Annotated in this window: 17 protein-coding genes; 7 read left to right on the top strand and 10 right to left on the bottom strand. The window is 65.4% G+C overall.

Translation table 11 applies throughout. The annotated features are described in order from the left end of the window. Positions 1 to 7 precede the first annotated feature (7 nt). Positions 8 to 1,405, top strand: a complete 1,398-nt coding sequence (locus tag ACVWW6_RS20240) for a nucleobase:cation symporter-2 family protein (RefSeq protein WP_060908380.1) — start codon at positions 8 to 10, stop codon at positions 1,403 to 1,405. Here ACVWW6_RS20240 and uraD read toward each other — a convergent pair whose 3' ends face one another. The 4 genes from uraD to ACVWW6_RS20220 all read right to left on the bottom strand — a co-directional run bounded on the left by uraD (position 1,406) and on the right by ACVWW6_RS20220 (position 4,019). Next, positions 1,406 to 2,293: a 2-oxo-4-hydroxy-4-carboxy-5-ureidoimidazoline decarboxylase gene (uraD, locus tag ACVWW6_RS20235; RefSeq protein WP_038966721.1), complete on the bottom strand. Its 888-nt coding sequence runs from the start codon at positions 2,291 to 2,293 to the stop codon at positions 1,406 to 1,408. A 7-nt stretch (positions 2,294 to 2,300) separates the two neighbouring features. Next, a complete protein-coding gene (puuE, locus tag ACVWW6_RS20230; RefSeq protein WP_011088905.1) occupies positions 2,301 to 3,236 on the bottom strand; it encodes an allantoinase PuuE in 936 nt (311 codons plus the stop codon). After that, on the bottom strand, positions 3,237 to 3,650 hold the full coding sequence (locus ACVWW6_RS20225) for a DUF3830 family protein (RefSeq protein WP_011088906.1): 414 nt from the start codon (positions 3,648 to 3,650) through the stop codon (positions 3,237 to 3,239). A 90-nt stretch (positions 3,651 to 3,740) separates the two neighbouring features. Then, positions 3,741 to 4,019 (bottom strand): hypothetical protein, encoded by a 279-nt coding sequence (locus ACVWW6_RS20220; RefSeq protein ID WP_038966722.1) that lies wholly within the window; start codon positions 4,017 to 4,019, stop codon positions 3,741 to 3,743. A gap of 2 nt (positions 4,020 to 4,021) precedes the next feature. Between ACVWW6_RS20220 and ACVWW6_RS20215 the strand changes: the two genes are divergently transcribed. Continuing rightward, positions 4,022 to 4,480 (top strand): hypothetical protein, encoded by a 459-nt coding sequence (locus ACVWW6_RS20215; RefSeq protein ID WP_236842105.1) that lies wholly within the window; start codon positions 4,022 to 4,024, stop codon positions 4,478 to 4,480. A 1,008-nt stretch (positions 4,481 to 5,488) separates the two neighbouring features. Here ACVWW6_RS20215 and ACVWW6_RS20210 read toward each other — a convergent pair. Then, the gene (locus ACVWW6_RS20210; protein WP_011088909.1) at positions 5,489 to 5,869 is read right to left on the bottom strand and encodes a hypothetical protein; all 381 of its coding nucleotides are present in this window, start codon (positions 5,867 to 5,869) and stop codon (positions 5,489 to 5,491) included. 291 nt (positions 5,870 to 6,160) lie between these two features. Between ACVWW6_RS20210 and ACVWW6_RS20205 the strand changes: the two genes are divergently transcribed. Then, complete coding sequence (locus ACVWW6_RS20205; RefSeq protein WP_027546509.1) at positions 6,161 to 6,409, top strand: DUF2798 domain-containing protein; 249 nt, start codon at positions 6,161 to 6,163, stop codon at positions 6,407 to 6,409. Positions 6,410 to 6,498: 89 nt separating this feature from the next. On the opposite strand, the gene ACVWW6_RS20200 is transcribed toward ACVWW6_RS20205, so the two are convergent. From ACVWW6_RS20200 to ACVWW6_RS20190, 3 genes are all read right to left on the bottom strand, one after another. Continuing rightward, a complete protein-coding gene (locus ACVWW6_RS20200; RefSeq protein WP_456681312.1) occupies positions 6,499 to 8,286 on the bottom strand; it encodes a chloride channel protein in 1,788 nt (595 codons plus the stop codon). Positions 8,287 to 8,298: 12 nt separating this feature from the next. Continuing rightward, positions 8,299 to 8,952: an L-fuculose-phosphate aldolase gene (locus tag ACVWW6_RS20195; protein ID WP_178372679.1), complete on the bottom strand. Its 654-nt coding sequence runs from the start codon at positions 8,950 to 8,952 to the stop codon at positions 8,299 to 8,301. Between the two features lie 169 nt (positions 8,953 to 9,121). Beyond that, positions 9,122 to 9,748, bottom strand: a complete 627-nt coding sequence (locus ACVWW6_RS20190) for a MarC family protein (RefSeq protein ID WP_011088912.1) — start codon at positions 9,746 to 9,748, stop codon at positions 9,122 to 9,124. A 144-nt stretch (positions 9,749 to 9,892) separates the two neighbouring features. Here ACVWW6_RS20190 and ACVWW6_RS20185 point away from each other — a divergent pair, with 144 nt between their 5' ends. From ACVWW6_RS20185 to ACVWW6_RS20170, 4 genes are all read left to right on the top strand, one after another. Further along, positions 9,893 to 10,462, top strand: coding sequence for a YciE/YciF ferroxidase family protein (locus ACVWW6_RS20185; RefSeq protein WP_038966726.1), 570 nt, complete (start codon positions 9,893 to 9,895; stop codon positions 10,460 to 10,462). A 188-nt stretch (positions 10,463 to 10,650) separates the two neighbouring features. Next, positions 10,651 to 11,034, top strand: coding sequence for an Hsp20/alpha crystallin family protein (locus ACVWW6_RS20180; protein WP_011088914.1), 384 nt, complete (start codon positions 10,651 to 10,653; stop codon positions 11,032 to 11,034). A gap of 8 nt (positions 11,035 to 11,042) precedes the next feature. Next, the gene (gene lon, locus ACVWW6_RS20175) at positions 11,043 to 13,433 is read left to right on the top strand and encodes an endopeptidase La (RefSeq protein WP_110116811.1); all 2,391 of its coding nucleotides are present in this window, start codon (positions 11,043 to 11,045) and stop codon (positions 13,431 to 13,433) included. A 5-nt stretch (positions 13,434 to 13,438) separates the two neighbouring features. Continuing rightward, complete coding sequence (locus tag ACVWW6_RS20170) at positions 13,439 to 13,594, top strand: hypothetical protein (protein ID WP_166466033.1); 156 nt, start codon at positions 13,439 to 13,441, stop codon at positions 13,592 to 13,594. A 71-nt stretch (positions 13,595 to 13,665) separates the two neighbouring features. On the opposite strand, the gene ACVWW6_RS20165 is transcribed toward ACVWW6_RS20170, so the two are convergent. Beyond that, the gene (locus ACVWW6_RS20165; protein ID WP_008139488.1) at positions 13,666 to 13,968 is read right to left on the bottom strand and encodes an HU family DNA-binding protein; all 303 of its coding nucleotides are present in this window, start codon (positions 13,966 to 13,968) and stop codon (positions 13,666 to 13,668) included. 344 nt (positions 13,969 to 14,312) lie between these two features. Continuing rightward, the gene (locus ACVWW6_RS20160; RefSeq protein ID WP_110116812.1) at positions 14,313 to 15,545 is read right to left on the bottom strand and encodes an acetyl-CoA C-acetyltransferase; all 1,233 of its coding nucleotides are present in this window, start codon (positions 15,543 to 15,545) and stop codon (positions 14,313 to 14,315) included. Positions 15,546 to 15,649: the final 104 nt, after the last annotated feature.

The raw sequence follows: 15,649 nt of genomic DNA, 5'->3' as shown, positions 1-15,649 counted from the left end.
TTCATTCGTGAGCAGCGAGGTCCATCCCGTCGACGAAGTCCTGCCGGTCCCGCGCCTGCTCGCGCTCGGGCTCCAGCATGTGCTGGTGATGTATGCCGGCGCGGTCGCGGTGCCGCTGATCATCGGACGCGCGCTGAAGCTGCCGCCGGAGGACGTCGCCTTCCTGATCAGCGCCGACCTGTTCGCCTGCGGGCTTGCGACGCTGGTGCAATGCCTCGGCTTCCCCGGCGTCGGCATCCGCCTGCCCGTGATGATGGGCGTAACGTTTGCCTCGGTCGGACCGATGCTCTCGATGGCCGCCGCGCCCGACATCGGCCTGCTCGGCATCTACGGCTCCGTCATCGCCGCCGGCCTGTTCGGCATCGTCGCCGCGCCCTTCGTCAGCCGGCTGCTGCCGCTGTTTCCGCCGGTCGTCACCGGCAGCATCATTCTCGTCATCGGCATCTCCTTGATGCGGGTCGGGATCAACTGGGCCGGCGGCGGCCTGCCGACCTTGACGAAGGTCGTCGACGGCGTTGCCGGCAGCTTTCCCAATCCGGCCTATGGGCAATTGCAGGGGCTCGGCATTTCGCTGTTCGTGCTGCTTTTCATCCTCGGCCTGATCAAATGGGGCACCGGCTTCCTCGCCAACGTCTCCGTGCTGCTCGGCATCGTCGCCGGCGCCGTGCTCGCGACCATTCTGGGCGTGATGCATTTCGACAAGGTCAGTGCTGCCTCCTGGGGCGCGCTGGTGATCCCGTTCCGCTTCGGCATGCCGCAATTCCACCTCGTGCCCGTCGTCACCATGTGTGTCGTCATGATCGTGGTGATGATCGAGTCGCTCGGCATGTTCCTCGCGCTCGGCGACATCACCGGCAAGACGGTCGACCGCGAAGCCCTGAGCCGAGGCCTGCGCGCCGACGGCGTCGGCACGCTGCTCGGCGGCATCTTCAACACCTTTCCCTACACCTCGTTCTCGCAGAATGTCGGCCTCGTCTCCGTCACCGGCGTGCGCTCGCGCTGGGTGACGGTGACGGGCGGCTGCATCATGCTCGGCCTCGGCCTGTTGCCGAAGCTCGCGGCGCTGGTCGAGGCGGTGCCGCTGGTCGTGCTCGGCGGCGCGGGCCTCGTGATGTTCGGCATGGTCGCGGCAACAGGCGCGCGCATCCTCACCTCGGTCGATTTCCGCACCAACCGCTACAATCTCTTCATCGTCGCGATCTCGATCGGCTTCGGCCTGATCCCGCTCGCCGCGCCCGGGTTCTTCCGGAACCTGCCGCATGATCTACAGCCGCTGCTGGAGTCCGGCATTTTGCTTTGTGCGGTGGTCTCGGTACTGCTCAACGCCTTCTTCAACGGCTTGGGCGGCGGCGCTGCGGCCGAGGCGGATGCAGCGGCAGTCGCGTCATCCGCACAACATGTCTAGCTAGCTGCCGCGATAGGTCGCGTAGCTCCAGGGCGTGACCAGCAGCGGCACGTGGTAGTGATTTTCCGGCTCGCTGATCGCAAAGCGCAATGGGATCTCGTCGAGGAACGGCGGCTCCGACAGCGGCACGTTGCGCTCGGCGTAATATTTGGCGACGCGGAAGCGAAGCTCGTAGCGGCCGATCGGAAGCGGACGGCCGCCGATCAACGGCTGATCGGTACGCCCATCCGCATTGGTGACGGTGCGCGCGATGACGCGGCTCTCGCCGAGACTCGCAAGCTCGATCAGCTCCACCGGGATGCCTGGCGCGGGCTTGCCGGCGTGATTGTCCAGCACATGCGTCGAGAGCCGGCCGTGCACCTTGAGCTTGTCGTCGGCGACGACGAGCTGGTCGAGCCGCAGCGCCGAGATGCGGCCGATCTCCTCGATCGCACGTCGCGTCTCGGTCTTGGCAATATTGAGCAGCCGCGTTTCGAAGTCGCGCAGCACGGAATCCTTCGTGTGACGGCGCACGCAGACGATGTAGGGGAAGCCGAACTTTTCACGGTACGCATTGTTGACGCGCTCGAACGCGGCATATTCGGCGTCCGACAGCCGGTCGAGCCCGGCGCTGTTCTGCTCGTCGGTCGATTCCGCCGTCAGGCCCGCGGCGCGCTGGGTCTTGTTGGCGAGATCGGGATGCGCCCGGATCAGCGCCAGCTGCACGTCGGGCTCGGCGCTCTGGATCGCGGCCATCAGCGCGGCGTGCAACTGGTTGATGCCGGTGAACGGCCGCTGCCCGGCGAGCTTCTCCGCAATCCACGGCGAATATTCGACGACATTGGCGAGGGCCGCGACGAAGTCGGCTTTGTCGGCGGCGTTGAGATCGGCGAGCGAGATTTGCGACATCACACCTTCACCCGATCTCGAAGGCGTCGGCAGCAAGATGCGCGTGCTTGTCGTGCCAGTGCTGCGCGATCTGGAGCCGCGTCGGCACCCAGACGCGCTCGTGCTTGCCGATGTAATCCAGGAAGCGGATCAACCCCGCGGCCCGGCCCGGCCGGCCGGCGAGGCGGCAATGCAGCCCCACCGACATCATCTTCGGCGCGGTCTCGCCTTCGGCGTAGAGCACGTCGAAGGCGTCCTTCAGATAGGTGTAGAACTGCTCACCTTCGGCAAAGCCCTGCGGGTTGATGAACCGCATGTCGTTGGCGTCCAGCGTATAGGGAATGATGAGCTGCTTGCCCCTGGCGCCCTTGACCCAATAGGGCAGATCATCGGCATAGGAGTCGCAGAGATAGAGGAAGCCGCCCTCCTCCATCAGGAGGCGGTTGGTGTTGATCGAGGAGCGCCCGGTGTACCAGCCGAGCGGCCGCGACCCCGTCGCCTCGAGGTGGACGCGGATCGACTCGGCGATCTCGGCGCGCTCCTGCGCCTCGGTCATGTCCTTGTGCTCGATCCATTTCAGGCTGTGGCTGGCGATGTCCCAGCCGGACTCCTTCATCGCGGCGACGATTTCCGGATTCCGCTTCAGCGCGGTGGCGACGCCGAACACGGTGGTCGGCCATTTGCGCTCATCGAACATCCGCCACAGCCGCCAGAAGCCGGCGCGCGAGCCATATTCGAACATCGATTCGATATTGGCGTGGCGCTGGCCCGGCCAGGGCTGCGCGCCGAGCACGTCGGACAGGAAGGCTTCCGAGGCGCGATCGCCGTGCAGGATGTTGTTCTCGCCGCCTTCCTCGAAATTGACGACGAACTGCACCGCGACCCGCGCGTTGCCCGGCCATTGCGGATGCGGCGGGTTGCGGCCGTAGCCGCGGAGATCGCGCGGGTAGCGGGTATCAGTCACTCAGACTTCCTCGAAGCGGATCGGCAGCGCGCCCTTCCACAGCACGCTCTTGCCCAGCGTCGCCAGATTCTCCAGCCCCGAGGTCACCGTGATGAAGTGATTGCCGGCGAGCTGGCCCATCTTGCTCGCGAAGCTCACGCCGCCATAGGCCATCAGGATCTCGGTCTCGCTGATGCCGCCGGGATAGAGGATGATCTGGCCCGGTGCGGGATAGCTGGTGTGGTTCTCGTAGCCGACGCCGAAATCGAGGTCGCCGAGCGGCATCCACACCGCCTCGCCGCTCCAGCGCACGTGGATGATGTGGCTTTCGAACGGCATAGCCTTGCGGAACGCGGCAACGGTCTTGGGCGCCAGTTGCTCCTCGAAGCGAGCATCGAAGGTATAGTCGCCGGCACGGATAACGAGTTTGCTCATCTCATCTCTCTGGATCGGGGGCTAAAGGCCCCACGGGGAACTTTCAAGCAAAGAGCATTCCATCGGGCTTCGCGCAAGGGGCGCGGCCCCTCACCTGCGGTCGTAGGACCAGCCGAAAATGCCGCTCCGCCGCGTCTCCGGCTCGGGCTCGGCGGCAGGCGGCGGCGCCTCCTTGAGTTCCGCCTGCGGCGGGGGTGGAGGCGGTGCGGGAAGGTTCTCGCATTTCATCGAGTAGACCAGCTTGCCGTCCGCGGTCCGCCCGATCGGCGCGCAGGGGTCCGGATGCGCCGCCGCACTCTTCGGAGTGAGCTTGACCTGCGCCGCGGCCGGCGAGGAGATCAGAAGAAGGACCAGCAGATATTTCGACATCGTTGTCGCCTGAAAACCAATTCGCCCCATTCAACCGGATTGCCGGGGGCAAGTCCATCGGGCCCAACCGGCCGATTGCCGAATATTTAGCCGGGACCAAAAAATTTGCTCGCCGCAACGTGATGGCTGCGCTTCCGATCGTGAGGCCGGCGCTGCTGATATTTGGCAGGGCCCATCGCCATGTCAGCCGCGACGACGAAATCATGTCTCACAGCCGGAGCGTCGTCACGGGAGAAACAACGATGCAAAAGACTTTCGCCATTCTCGGCGCAACGCTGATTGCCGCCGCCACCATCCAGACCGCCGCAGCCAGCGACCGCCACCACGCCCGCAAGGCGCAACCGGCTCCCATCACTCAATCGGTACGCGACTCCAACGCCGCACTCTGGCCGTCGCAGCCGACCGCGCCCGACTGGTCGCGCTACGCCAACGGCGCCATGTCGGCGCCGGCGGGACGGTGATGCTGGAAGCCTAGCGCGATAGAGCGCAACTGCTTCAATGCCGTCATTGCGAGGAGCCCGCGACAAAATTGCGAAGCAATTTTGCGCTGATGCGACGAAGCAATCCAGACCGCCTCCGCGGAAAGACTCTGGATTGCTTCGCTGCGCTCGCAATGACGGAGCGAGACGCATCGGCGTCATCCTCTAACTCGAGTCCCGACTCGCAGACACGCCTTCCCGTCCTCGCGGCTTAATTCGCCCGAGCTTTGCTTCGTCGCTCCACCCTCATTAGCCAAGAGGGCGCAGGGAAGGCCGGGTGCTGACCTAGCACCCGCGGTCCGCTGCGCGAAAGGTAGCGCAAAAGAACCGCACAGCAGCATACAGGTGTAGCCAATCACTCGGCCTTCCCTGCGCAGTGGTTGGACGGCTTATGCCGTGCTCTCCCGGGAGCCGAGTTCGTTCTGGCCTCCCTCGCTCTCGCGAAAGTCGCCGGCACCGCGCCGGTTGACGCAACTGCCGCATTCGCAAGAGCTTGACCGTAGCAACGACGGCCAGGACCACACGGTTTTGCCGTACGCACGGCTCGCTTGCTCGCCGCAGTTTTCCCGGCCCTGTCGACGGAGCCGGAAACTTACAGGCGAGACGAACCTGACAGCGCCGCTCATCCAGCGCGAAGTCCTGGGCTCACGGAGAGCAATCCGCCCTGCCCTTGACCTCTCGCGCCCGACGCTGCCGCGTCCACCGCAAGCCCGGCTCGCGAAACGTGACGACACAAGATCGCCCCTCAAGGATGAGCCGGGATGGGCGACACATACGGCATTTCCGAATTTCGGTAAAGTGGAATATTTTTGCGCAAGTGGATTGACAGCTTCGCAGGTGTTTTGCCCGTCGGGCAAGATCTCGTAGCCCGGATGAGCGAAGCGACATCCGGGGTCTTGCCACGCGCTACAGCGGTCCCGGGTATCGCTGCGCTCACCCGGGCTGCGACGAAACAGCTATGGCGAAAACAGCCGACTAATACGGCTGATATCAGTAGCCCGGGTCGTAATAATAGGGACTGCCGCCGTAATAGCCCGGACCGCCATAGTAAGGACGCCGCCCATAGTAATAGTGGTCCTCATAATAGTCGCGGCGTCGCTGCTCGGCGATCACCCCGCCGATGATGCCCGCCGCGGCGCCCATGAAGGCGAGGCCCGCCGCGTTCGGCCCGCGTCGATAGTAGCGGTGGCGGCGTGCTGCGCTGAAATCAGTGACGTCGGAGGAGGCCTGACCTGCCTTCGCGGACGCCGCCTGTGCCGGCCCGGGGGATGCCGCAGCCGAGGGCGATAACGAGGTTGCGAGCAGCGCCAGGCCTGCGCACGCGGCCAGGACGGTGTTGCGGCCGGCTGCGGAAATCATGAGTCTGCTCATTTTGACCTTCCTCTGCTTTCACTCAAACACATCGATGCAAACCGTCGGTAACGCGCAAAGCACTGAAATGGTTTCGTGATCGCGGCAATCTGCCACGCTTTGAACGATTGTAAACCGACTGACCAGATCCAGCTTGAACCACTCAACCTGAGCGGATAATGAACAGCCGCGCCGTTTTTCGGTCGCCGTAAGCGTTTCACGTGAACCAACGCATCAACCGACGCCGTCGGGATCGATGCCATTTGCAGGGTTCAACGTGACTGACGCGTCCTTTTCCGTAAGAGAAATCAGATGATTGCGGTTCGCAAACTGCCGGCGCGCTATGCGCCGATCGTAATGCCCTTTGTGCTGTCCATCCTCATGACAGCCGTGGTGTCGGTCATTTCGACGCTTCGAAGCCTCGGCGCAACGCCGGCCTTCCTCGCGACCTGGCCGGGCGCCTGGGCGCTGTCATGGCTTGTCGCCTTTCCAACGCTGCTGATGGTACTGCCACTGGTCCGCCGGATCGTGGCCTGCGTGGTCGCGTCTCCATCGCAATGATCCGGAACAGCGCCTAGCGGTCTTCCGAAAGATCACGCGCAAACACCAACGTGAAGCGCGATGACGATTCATCGCAATCTCATCGCGCTTTACGACAGCGCCCCGAGCACGCCGCGCGTGGCCTTGTCGATCTCCTCGACATAGCGGCGACGGGCGAAGTTCTCGGTGAGGAAACCGACCACCTTGCGGCTGTCGGTGGAATCGACCACCGCCAGCATCTCGGCTTCCGCCTCATCGAACACCGCCATCGCCGACTTCACGTTCATTTCCGGGATCAACACGATGTCGATCAGGCGGGCGAGCTCGATCACCTGGATGTCGTCGGCGATGGTGTCGAGGTCGCTGGAGAACAGATCGGGCAGCAGGACGAGGCCGATATATTCGTCCGCATTGTTGACGATGACGACTCCCGGCCGCGAGCCAAGCACGAATTCGCGGCGTACGGCGGCGATCGTCGTGGTCGACGGCACCTTGCCGACGTCGGAGCGCATCAGCCGCTCGACGGTCAGGTTGCGCAGCCAGCCGACGTCGTTGGCGCTGCGGATGGTCTCGCCGCGCAGATGCAGGCGCCAGGTCGAGAAGGAGTGGCCGAACATGAAGCGGACGCAGATCGAGGTCACGATGCAGCCGGCCAGCACCACGGCGGTGACGTCGACATTGCGGGTCATCTCGAGCACGAGGAACGACATCGTCAGGGGACCGCCGACGATGGCGACGCCGAGCGTCGCCATGCCCGTCAGCATCGCCACCAGCGGATCGATCACGAAGTTCGGGCTGATCAGCAACAGCGCCGCGGAGAAGAACTTTCCGATCAGGCTGCCGACGAACAGCGAGGCGAAGAACAGGCCGCCGCGGAAGCCCGAGGCGAGCGAGATCAGGCAGGCCGTCACCTTCAGGGCGATGATCAGCGCGATCAGGCCGATCGTCATGTCGTGAAAGAGATCGAGCACCATGGCGCCGTGGCCGGCCGCCAGCACCTGCGGCGTGACGATGGCAAAGCCGCCGACGACGAGGCCGCCCATCACGGGACGCAGCCAGACCGGCAGCCAGGCGAACAGGCGCTCGAACATCGGCGAGGAGCGCATCACGGCGATGCCGACGCCGCTGGTGATGAGGGCGAGACCGATCAGTGCCAAATACTGCTCGACGCCGACGGCGCTGACCTTCGGTATCTCCAGCGAATACGGCGCGCCGCCGAGCCATTGCGCGGTCAGCGCACCTGCGAGCGAGGCCGCCAGGATCGGGGCGGCGCTGCCGACCGAATAGACGCCGACGATCAGCTCGCAGGCGTAGAAGGCGCCGGTGATCGGCGCGCCGAACGCCGCGGCGATCGCGGCGGCCGCACCGCAGCCGACCATCAGGCGCAGATCGTTGCGGCGCAGATTGAAAAACTTGCCGAGCAGCGAGGCGATGCCGGAGCCGATCTGGGTATAGCCGGCCTCGAGGCCGACCGAGGCGCCGCAGCCGTTGGAGATCAGCGTCTGGCTCGACACCACCAGGCTGTCGCGCATCGACAGATTGCCGCCGCGCAGCGCATTGGCCTCGATCGGGTCGACCGCGCTGGAGATCTTCATCCGCCGCCGCGACCATTCCATGATGCCGAGCGCCAATCCGCCGAGCGCAGGCGCGATCAGCGCCGCCCAGGGGCTGACCCTGGCGTTGGCCGACAGGCGGACGTCGACGGGAATGCCGTAGATAACCATATGGGCAATCTGCGCGATCTCGGCCATCAGCGTCACGATGGCGCCGGCCAGCGTGCCGATCACCAGTGCAAGCGGGATCAGGTAGAACTCGTTGCTGCGCAAGAGCGCGCGCAGGCGAACCATGAGGCGGTTCGATCCCTTGCGATCGGCGAGATGTCTGATCCGCACGAACACCTTCTGCCCGCCCTACCCTTCCGACATGCCGTAGCCGGACATGCGCTGGCGCACGCGTTCGACCTCGGCGCTAGAGAGCAGCGGCGGTTTCCCGATCTGGAGGCAGCCGTGATATTGCCGCGCCAGGGTCTCGACCTCGACAGCGAGCCACATCGCCTTGTCCAGCGTCTTGCCGATCGCGATCATGCCGTGATGGTCGAGCAGGCAGGCAAGCCGCCCCTCCAGCGCCCGCACCGCATGTTCGGACAGTTCCTCCGTTCCGAACGTGGCATAGGGCGCGCAGCGGATGCTGTCGCCGCCTGCGGCCGCAATCATGTAGTGCACCGGCGGGATCTCCATGCCCATGATCGCCAGGATGGTGCAATAGGTCGGATGGGCATGGACCACGGCGTCGACCTCGGGCCGGGCCTTCAGGATGTCGCGGTGGAAGCGCCACTCGCTGGACGGCTTCTGATCGGGCGCGTGCGAGCCGTCCATCGCCATGAACACGATCTGGTCCGGCGTCATGGCCTCATAGGGCACGCTGGTCGGCGTGACCAGAAGCCCGTCCACATGCCGGACGCTGATATTGCCTGATGTGCCCTGGTTGATGCCGAGCGCATTCATGCGGCGGCAGGCGTCGATGATGGCCTGTCTCTTGGCGAGCTCGTCCACGGTCATCGACATCCCGATTTCATCTCGACTTCTTGGCGATGGGCGTTTGTCAGACCGGAAGTACGTCAAAGCAATATGGCAGCGCAAGCGAAAGCGACCGGACCGCCTGTCGTCTCGCCGGCCGGTCCGGCGCGGCACGAAATAGACCGTAAAATCAACGGATTAACGGATCGTCGCAATCCTACGGCAGGCTCGCCCGGACGGCCGCGATGCCGTTGATCACGAACTGCACGGAATAGGCGGCGAGCAGCATGCCGAGCACGCGCGAAAGCACGGCATTTCCGGTGCGCCCGAGGGTGCGGGCGATCAGGCTCGCGGACAGAAAGCACAGCATGCAGAGCAGGCACACCGAGAGGACGACCGCGATGATGATCGCGCGCCGCGCCCCGTAGCCGGCATCGCCCGTCAACAGCAATGTGGTCGCGATCGCACCGGGGCCGGCCATCATGGGGATCGCCAGCGGAAACACCGCGACATCGGACGCGTGCTCCGAGGTCGCCTTGTCGGCCTCGCGGGCCTCGCGATGCGGGCGGTCGCCGAAGATCATCTGGTAGGAGACGCCGAACAGCAGCAGCCCGCCCGCGATCTGGAACGCGGGGATGCCGATCCCGAGCTGGCGCAACAGCCAGTTTCCGACCAGCGCGATCACCACCAGGATCGAGGCTGCGATCAGCGGCGCGCGCAGCGCGATCGTGCGCTTGACCGTGTCGGGCATGCCCCCGGTCGCGGCCAGGAAGGCCGGCGCAAGGCCGACGGGATCGACCACCAGCAGCAGCGTCACGAAGGCGGACAGGGCGAAGTCGAGCATGCGGCTGGGTCTCGCGCGAGGTGGGGCCGCAATCCATAACGGCTCGACGCGGCCTTCGCGAGGAACATTTGCCCTCGCAGAGTCTTGGTCGCGCGAGGATTGAGGAGGGCCTCGCCTTCCCGTGTCGCCTCAAGAGGAGGATTTATGGCCAAACGAGCAAAGAAACGTGCGAACGCGAAAAAGTCCGCGGCGCGCCGCCCGCGTCAGGCGCCGAAGATGTTGAGCGACCTGTTTCTGGAGACGCTGAAGGACATCTATTACGCCGAGAACAAGATCATCAAGACGCTGCCGAAGATGGCGAAGGCGGCTCACTCCAAGCAGCTGTCCGCCGCCTTCAACAAGCATCTGCGCGAGACGCAGGGCCAGGTCAAACGCCTTGACCAGATCTTCAAGATGCTGGGCAAGCCCGCGCGCGGCAAGCCCTGCGAGGCGATCAACGGCATCACCGACGAGGGCGCCGAGATCATGAAGGATTTCAAGAACGCCCCTGCCCTCGACGCCGGCCTGCTCGCCGCGGCGCAAGCCGTCGAGCACTACGAGATCTCCCGCTACGGCACGCTGCGCACCTGGGCCGAGGAGCTCGGCATGCCGGACGCCGCCAGGCTGCTCCAGGCGACGCTCGATGAGGAAGAGGCGACCGATCACACCCTGACCGAGCTCGCCACCTCCGTGATCAACCTCGAAGCGGAAGAAGAATACCGCGCCGCCGCCTGATCGGCGCGCCCCGGCCCAACTGTTGCCTACGACGCCGCGGAACATCTCCGCGGCGTCGCAGCGACTGATTGCAAGGGCCTCCTCGGGTTCGAGGGGACAGGCATGCTCCAAACGCGCGATGCTGGAATTTTGGGGAACGGTCCCCATATCCTCGTTTTCCAACCGCAGCGCCTTCCCCGAGTTTTGCCATGCAACCCAAAAATCCCCTCGACTGGATGCTGTCCGAAGCCCTGGACTCGCTGACCCGCGCCGAACGGCTGCGGCAGCAGTTCGGCCGCCAGGAAGCCTGCTGGGAGCCGCCGATCGACGTGCTCGAAACCGAGCATGAGCTTTTGATCCTGGTCGCGCTTCCCGGCGTCAATCCCGACAATGTCGAGACGGTGATCCATGACGGCGCGCTCGTCATCTCCGGCCAGCGCACCCTTCCGCCGGAGCTTCGCAACGCCCGCATCCACCGGCTCGAGCTGCCGCAGGGGCGTTTTGAGCGCCGCATTGCATTGCCCCTTGGCCGCTACGCCATCAGCCGCTTCGTGATGGACGGCTGCGTCGCGCTGCGCCTCGCCAAATCCTGAGGTCGATCATGGCCACCGAACAGATGAATACCACCCAGACCAATTCCACCGAGTCCGACGTGAAGATCCCCGACGACGCACTGATCATCATCCCCGTGCGCGAGATGGTGCTGTTTCCCGGCGCCATCGCGCCGATCGCGATCGCGCGGCCGAAGTCCATCGCCGCCGCGCAGCAGGCGCTGCGCGAGCAGCGGCCGGTCGGCATCGTCCTGCAACGCAGCCCGGAGACCGAAGAGCCGGGGCCGGACGATCTCTATCGGGTCGCTACCATCGCCAACATCGTGCGCTACATCACCGCGCCCGACGGCACCCACCACATCGTCTGCCAGGGCGTGCAGCGCGCGCGCATCCTCGACTTCCTGCCGGGGACTCCGTTCCCGGCCGCGCGGATCCAGCAGATTCCGGAGCCGACCACGACCTCGCCCGAGATCGAGGCGCGCGCGCTGAATTTGCAGCGCCAGGCGATCGAGGCGATCGAGCTGCTGCCGCAGGCGCCGCCCGAGCTGGTCGCGATGTTCCAGAGCACCACCGCGCCCGGCGCGCTGGCGGACCTGGCGACGTCGTTCATGGACATCAAGCCGCAGGACAAGCAGGAGGTGCTGGAGACCATCGACCTCTCCTTGCGGGTCGAGAAGGTGTCGAAGCACCTGGCGGAGCGGCTGGAAGTGCTGCGCATCTCCAACGAGATCGGCCAGAAGACCCGCGCCAGCTTCGACGAGCGGCAGCGCGAGGCGATCCTGCGCGAGCAGATGGCGACCATCCAGCGCCAGCTCGGCGAAGGCGACGGCAAGGCGGCCGAGGTCGCCGAGCTGAACGCTGCCATCGCCCAGGCCAAGATGCCGCCGGAGGCCGAGGCGCACGCCAAAAAGGAGCTGCGCCGCTACGAGCGCATGCCCGAGGCCGCCGGCGAAGCCGGCATGGTCCGCACCTACCTCGACTGGCTGATCGAGCTGCCCTGGGCGCTGCCCGCGGAGAAGCCGATCGACATCAAGGAGGCGCGCCGCATCCTGGATGCCGATCATTTCGGCCTGGAGAAGATCAAGAGCCGGATCATCGAATACCTGGCGGTGCGCAAGCTCGCCCCGCAGGGCAAGGCGCCGATCCTGTGCTTCGTCGGCCCGCCCGGCGTCGGCAAGACCTCGCTCGGCCAGTCCATCGCACGCGCGATGGATCGCCCTTTTGTGCGCGTCAGCCTCGGCGGCGTGCATGACGAGGCCGAGATCCGCGGTCACCGGCGCACCTATATCGGCGCGCTGCCCGGCAACATCATCCAGGGCATCAAGAAGGCCGGTAGCCGGAATTGCGTCATGATGCTGGACGAGATCGACAAGATGGGCCGTGGCGTGCAGGGTGATCCTTCCGCCGCCATGCTGGAGGTGCTCGACCCCGAGCAGAACGGGACGTTCCGGGACAATTACCTGGGCGTGCCCTTCGACCTGTCGCGCGTTGTCTTCATCGCGACCGCCAACATGCTGGACCAGATTCCGGGTCCGCTGCTGGACCGCATGGAGCTGATCAGCCTCGCCGGTTACACCGAGGACGAGAAGCTGGAGATCGCGAAGCGCTATCTGGTGCGGCGGCAGCTGGAGGCCAACGGCCTGACGGCCGAGCAGGCCGAGATCGAGCCGGACGCGCTGAAGCTGATCGTCAAGGGCTACACCCGCGAAGCCGGCGTGCGTAACCTCGAGCGCGAGATCGGCAAGGTGTTCCGCCATGCTGCGGTGCAGGTCGCCGAAGGCTCGGCCGCGAAGGTCGTGGTGACGGTGAAGGACATCGCCACGGTGCTCGGCCAGCCGCGCTTCGAAGGCGAGATCGCGCAGCGCACCAGCATCCCGGGCGTGGCCACCGGCCTTGCCTGGACGCCGGTCGGCGGCGACATCCTGTTCATCGAGGCCTCGCGCGTGCCGGGCCGCGGCGGGATGATCCTGACCGGCCAGCTCGGCGACGTCATGCGCGAGAGCGTGCAGGCGGCGATGACGCTGGTGAAGAGCAGAGCCAGCCAGCTCGGCATCGATCCGCAGCTGTTCGAGAAAAGCGACATCCACGTTCACGTCCCGGCGGGCGCAACCCCGAAGGACGGACCGAGCGCGGGGGTCGCGATGTACACGGCGCTGACGTCACTGCTCACCAATCGCACGGTGCGCAGCGACACCGCGATGACCGGCGAGATCTCGCTGCGCGGCCTGGTGCTGCCGGTCGGCGGCATCAAGGAGAAGGTGGTGGCCGCGGCCGCCGCCGGCTTGAAGCGGGTGATGCTGCCGGCGCGCAACAAGCGGGACTACGACGACATCCCGAAGAGCGCGCGGGACAACCTCGAATTCATCTGGCTGGAGCGCGTCGACGAGGCCATCGCCGCCGCGCTCGAGCCGGCCGAGGCCAAGGTCGAAGCGGCGGAGTGAATGCGATGAAGAAACTGCTGGAAAGAGCGAAGAAATCGCGCAAGACGCAGCGGCTGCGCCAGCTGCTCGATCGCGCCATCGACGGAGTTCGCGATGCGCTGGCGGGACCCGAGCCGCGGCTTCAGCCGGTCCCGGTCCGGGTTAAGCGCCGCAAAGGCTGAACCCCTCCGTTTCAGCCCTTGCGGTCGTCGAACATCAAAGGCCCCCTCTTTTCGAGGGGGCCTTTGCTTTATCAGGCCACGGCGTCCTTGGCAGCCTTGACCGGGCGGGCGCGGACGATCTTCCGGGCCGGCTTGGCCTTGAACATCATCTCTTCACCCGTGAACGGGTTGGTGCCCTTGCGCGCCTTGGTCGCGGGCTTCTTGATGACCACGAACTTGGCGAAGCCCGGCACCAGGAACAGGCCGTTCTTCTTGAGCTCCTTGTGACCGACGTCGGTCAGCGTCTCCATGACGCTCTTGACGTCGCGCTTGGAAAGCTCGGTGGCGGTCGCAATCTTTTCGATCAACTGCGATTTGGACATTTGGGCTGGCATCGTGTCTCCTCTGATTCGTTGCCGGTTGCATATTAGACCAACCGGCGAAGGCCTAGAGCCTTCTGCACAGTTATGTCGCGATTTTACGGGCTTTTTTGGCCCCCTGTGGCAAAAAACCCTGCTTTTTAGCTACTTCCGGAGCCGGAGGAGCCTCGGGCAGCGGATTTTACCTTGTTTCAAAGGCCCGCACGCAGCCTTGCTAAAGCTGATTCGCTGCTTTCGACAAGCGACGACCGGCCTCTTTGTGCGAGGAGGGGTGCGTTTCACCCTAGAAAATAAGGGTCGGATTGCACCGCAGCCCCTCCCTCTCCCCGTTTTTGCGGGGAGAATTGAGGAGGCGTCGGCTAGACGCGCTCGATAATGATGGCGGGCGCCATGCCGCCGGCGGCACACATGGTGACGAGGCCGCGCTTCAGGTCGCGCCGTTCGAGCTCGTCGAGCACGGTGCCGATCAGGATCGAGCCGGTCGCGCCGATGGGATGGCCGAGCGCGATCGAGCCGCCATTGACGTTGACCTTGGCGCGGTCGAGCTTGAGGTCGCGGATGTATTTTTCCGCGACCACCGCAAAGGCCTCGTTGATCTCGAACAGGTCGATGTCGTCGATGGTGAGCCCCGCCTTCGCCAGCACCTTGCGCGTCGCCGGCACCGGCGCATTCAGCATCAGCGTCGGCGAGTCCCCCATGTTCGCCATCGCCACCACGCGAGCGCGGGCTTTAAGGCCATGCGCCTTGGCGTAGGCCGGCGAGGCCAGGAGGATCGCGGCGGCACCGTCGACGACGCCGGATGAATTGCCGGCGTGGTGCACGAAGTCGATGTTCAGATCCGGATATTTCTGCAGGATCAGGCCGCGATAGGTCGTGCCCTTGTCGTCGAGCGCATAATCCGCGATCGCGGGAAATGCGGGCTTCAGCGCGCTCAGGCCTTCCATCGTGGTCTGCGGCCGCGGATACTCTTCGTGGTCGAGCGCGAGGCTGCCGTCCTCGCGATGAACCGGCACGAGGCTCTTCTTGAAGTGCCCGTTCGCGATCGCATGCGCGGCGCGCTTCTGGCTCTCCAGCCCGAGCGCGTCGACGTCCCGTCGCGTGATGCCTTCCATGGTTGCTATCGCATCGGCGCAGACGCCCTGATGCGACTGCGGATGCCGCGCACGCAGGCGCAGATTGCCGCCGTCCATCATCATCGGACCGCCGCCGCGGCGTCCCTCCATCGACATCATCTCGCAGCCGCCGGCGATGACGAGGTCTTCGGCGCCCGCCATGATCGAGGATGCCGCCATGTTGACGCTGGTGATGCCGCTTCCGCAGAAGCGGTCGAGCGTCACCGCGCTGGCGCGCACGTCGTAGCCGGCATCGAGCGCCGACATCCGGCCGAGATCGCCGCTTTGTGTTGCGACCTGCGCGCTGCAGCCCCAGACGATGTCGTCGACGTCGGCGGTATTGATGCCGGTGCGATCGGCGAGCGCGCGCAGCACGGTTGCGCCGAGTTGCTGCGGATGAATGCCCGAGAGCGCTCCCTTGCCGGCCTTGCCGACGCCCCGCGGTGTCCGGCAGGTATCGATGATCAGCGCGTCAGCCATTGGCGTTGTCCTCTTGTTATGAGTGTTGAGAGGCGTTGTGAATCAGGGGGAGAGTTGAGTCAATGCGCGGTGCCTCCCCTTCGCCTCTCCCCGCTTGCGGGGAG

The sequence above is a fragment of the Bradyrhizobium sp. USDA 3311 genome (assembly GCF_054062495.1).
The sequence above is the reverse complement of the archived record's forward strand: the minus strand, read 5'-3'. Positions and strand labels throughout refer to the sequence as shown.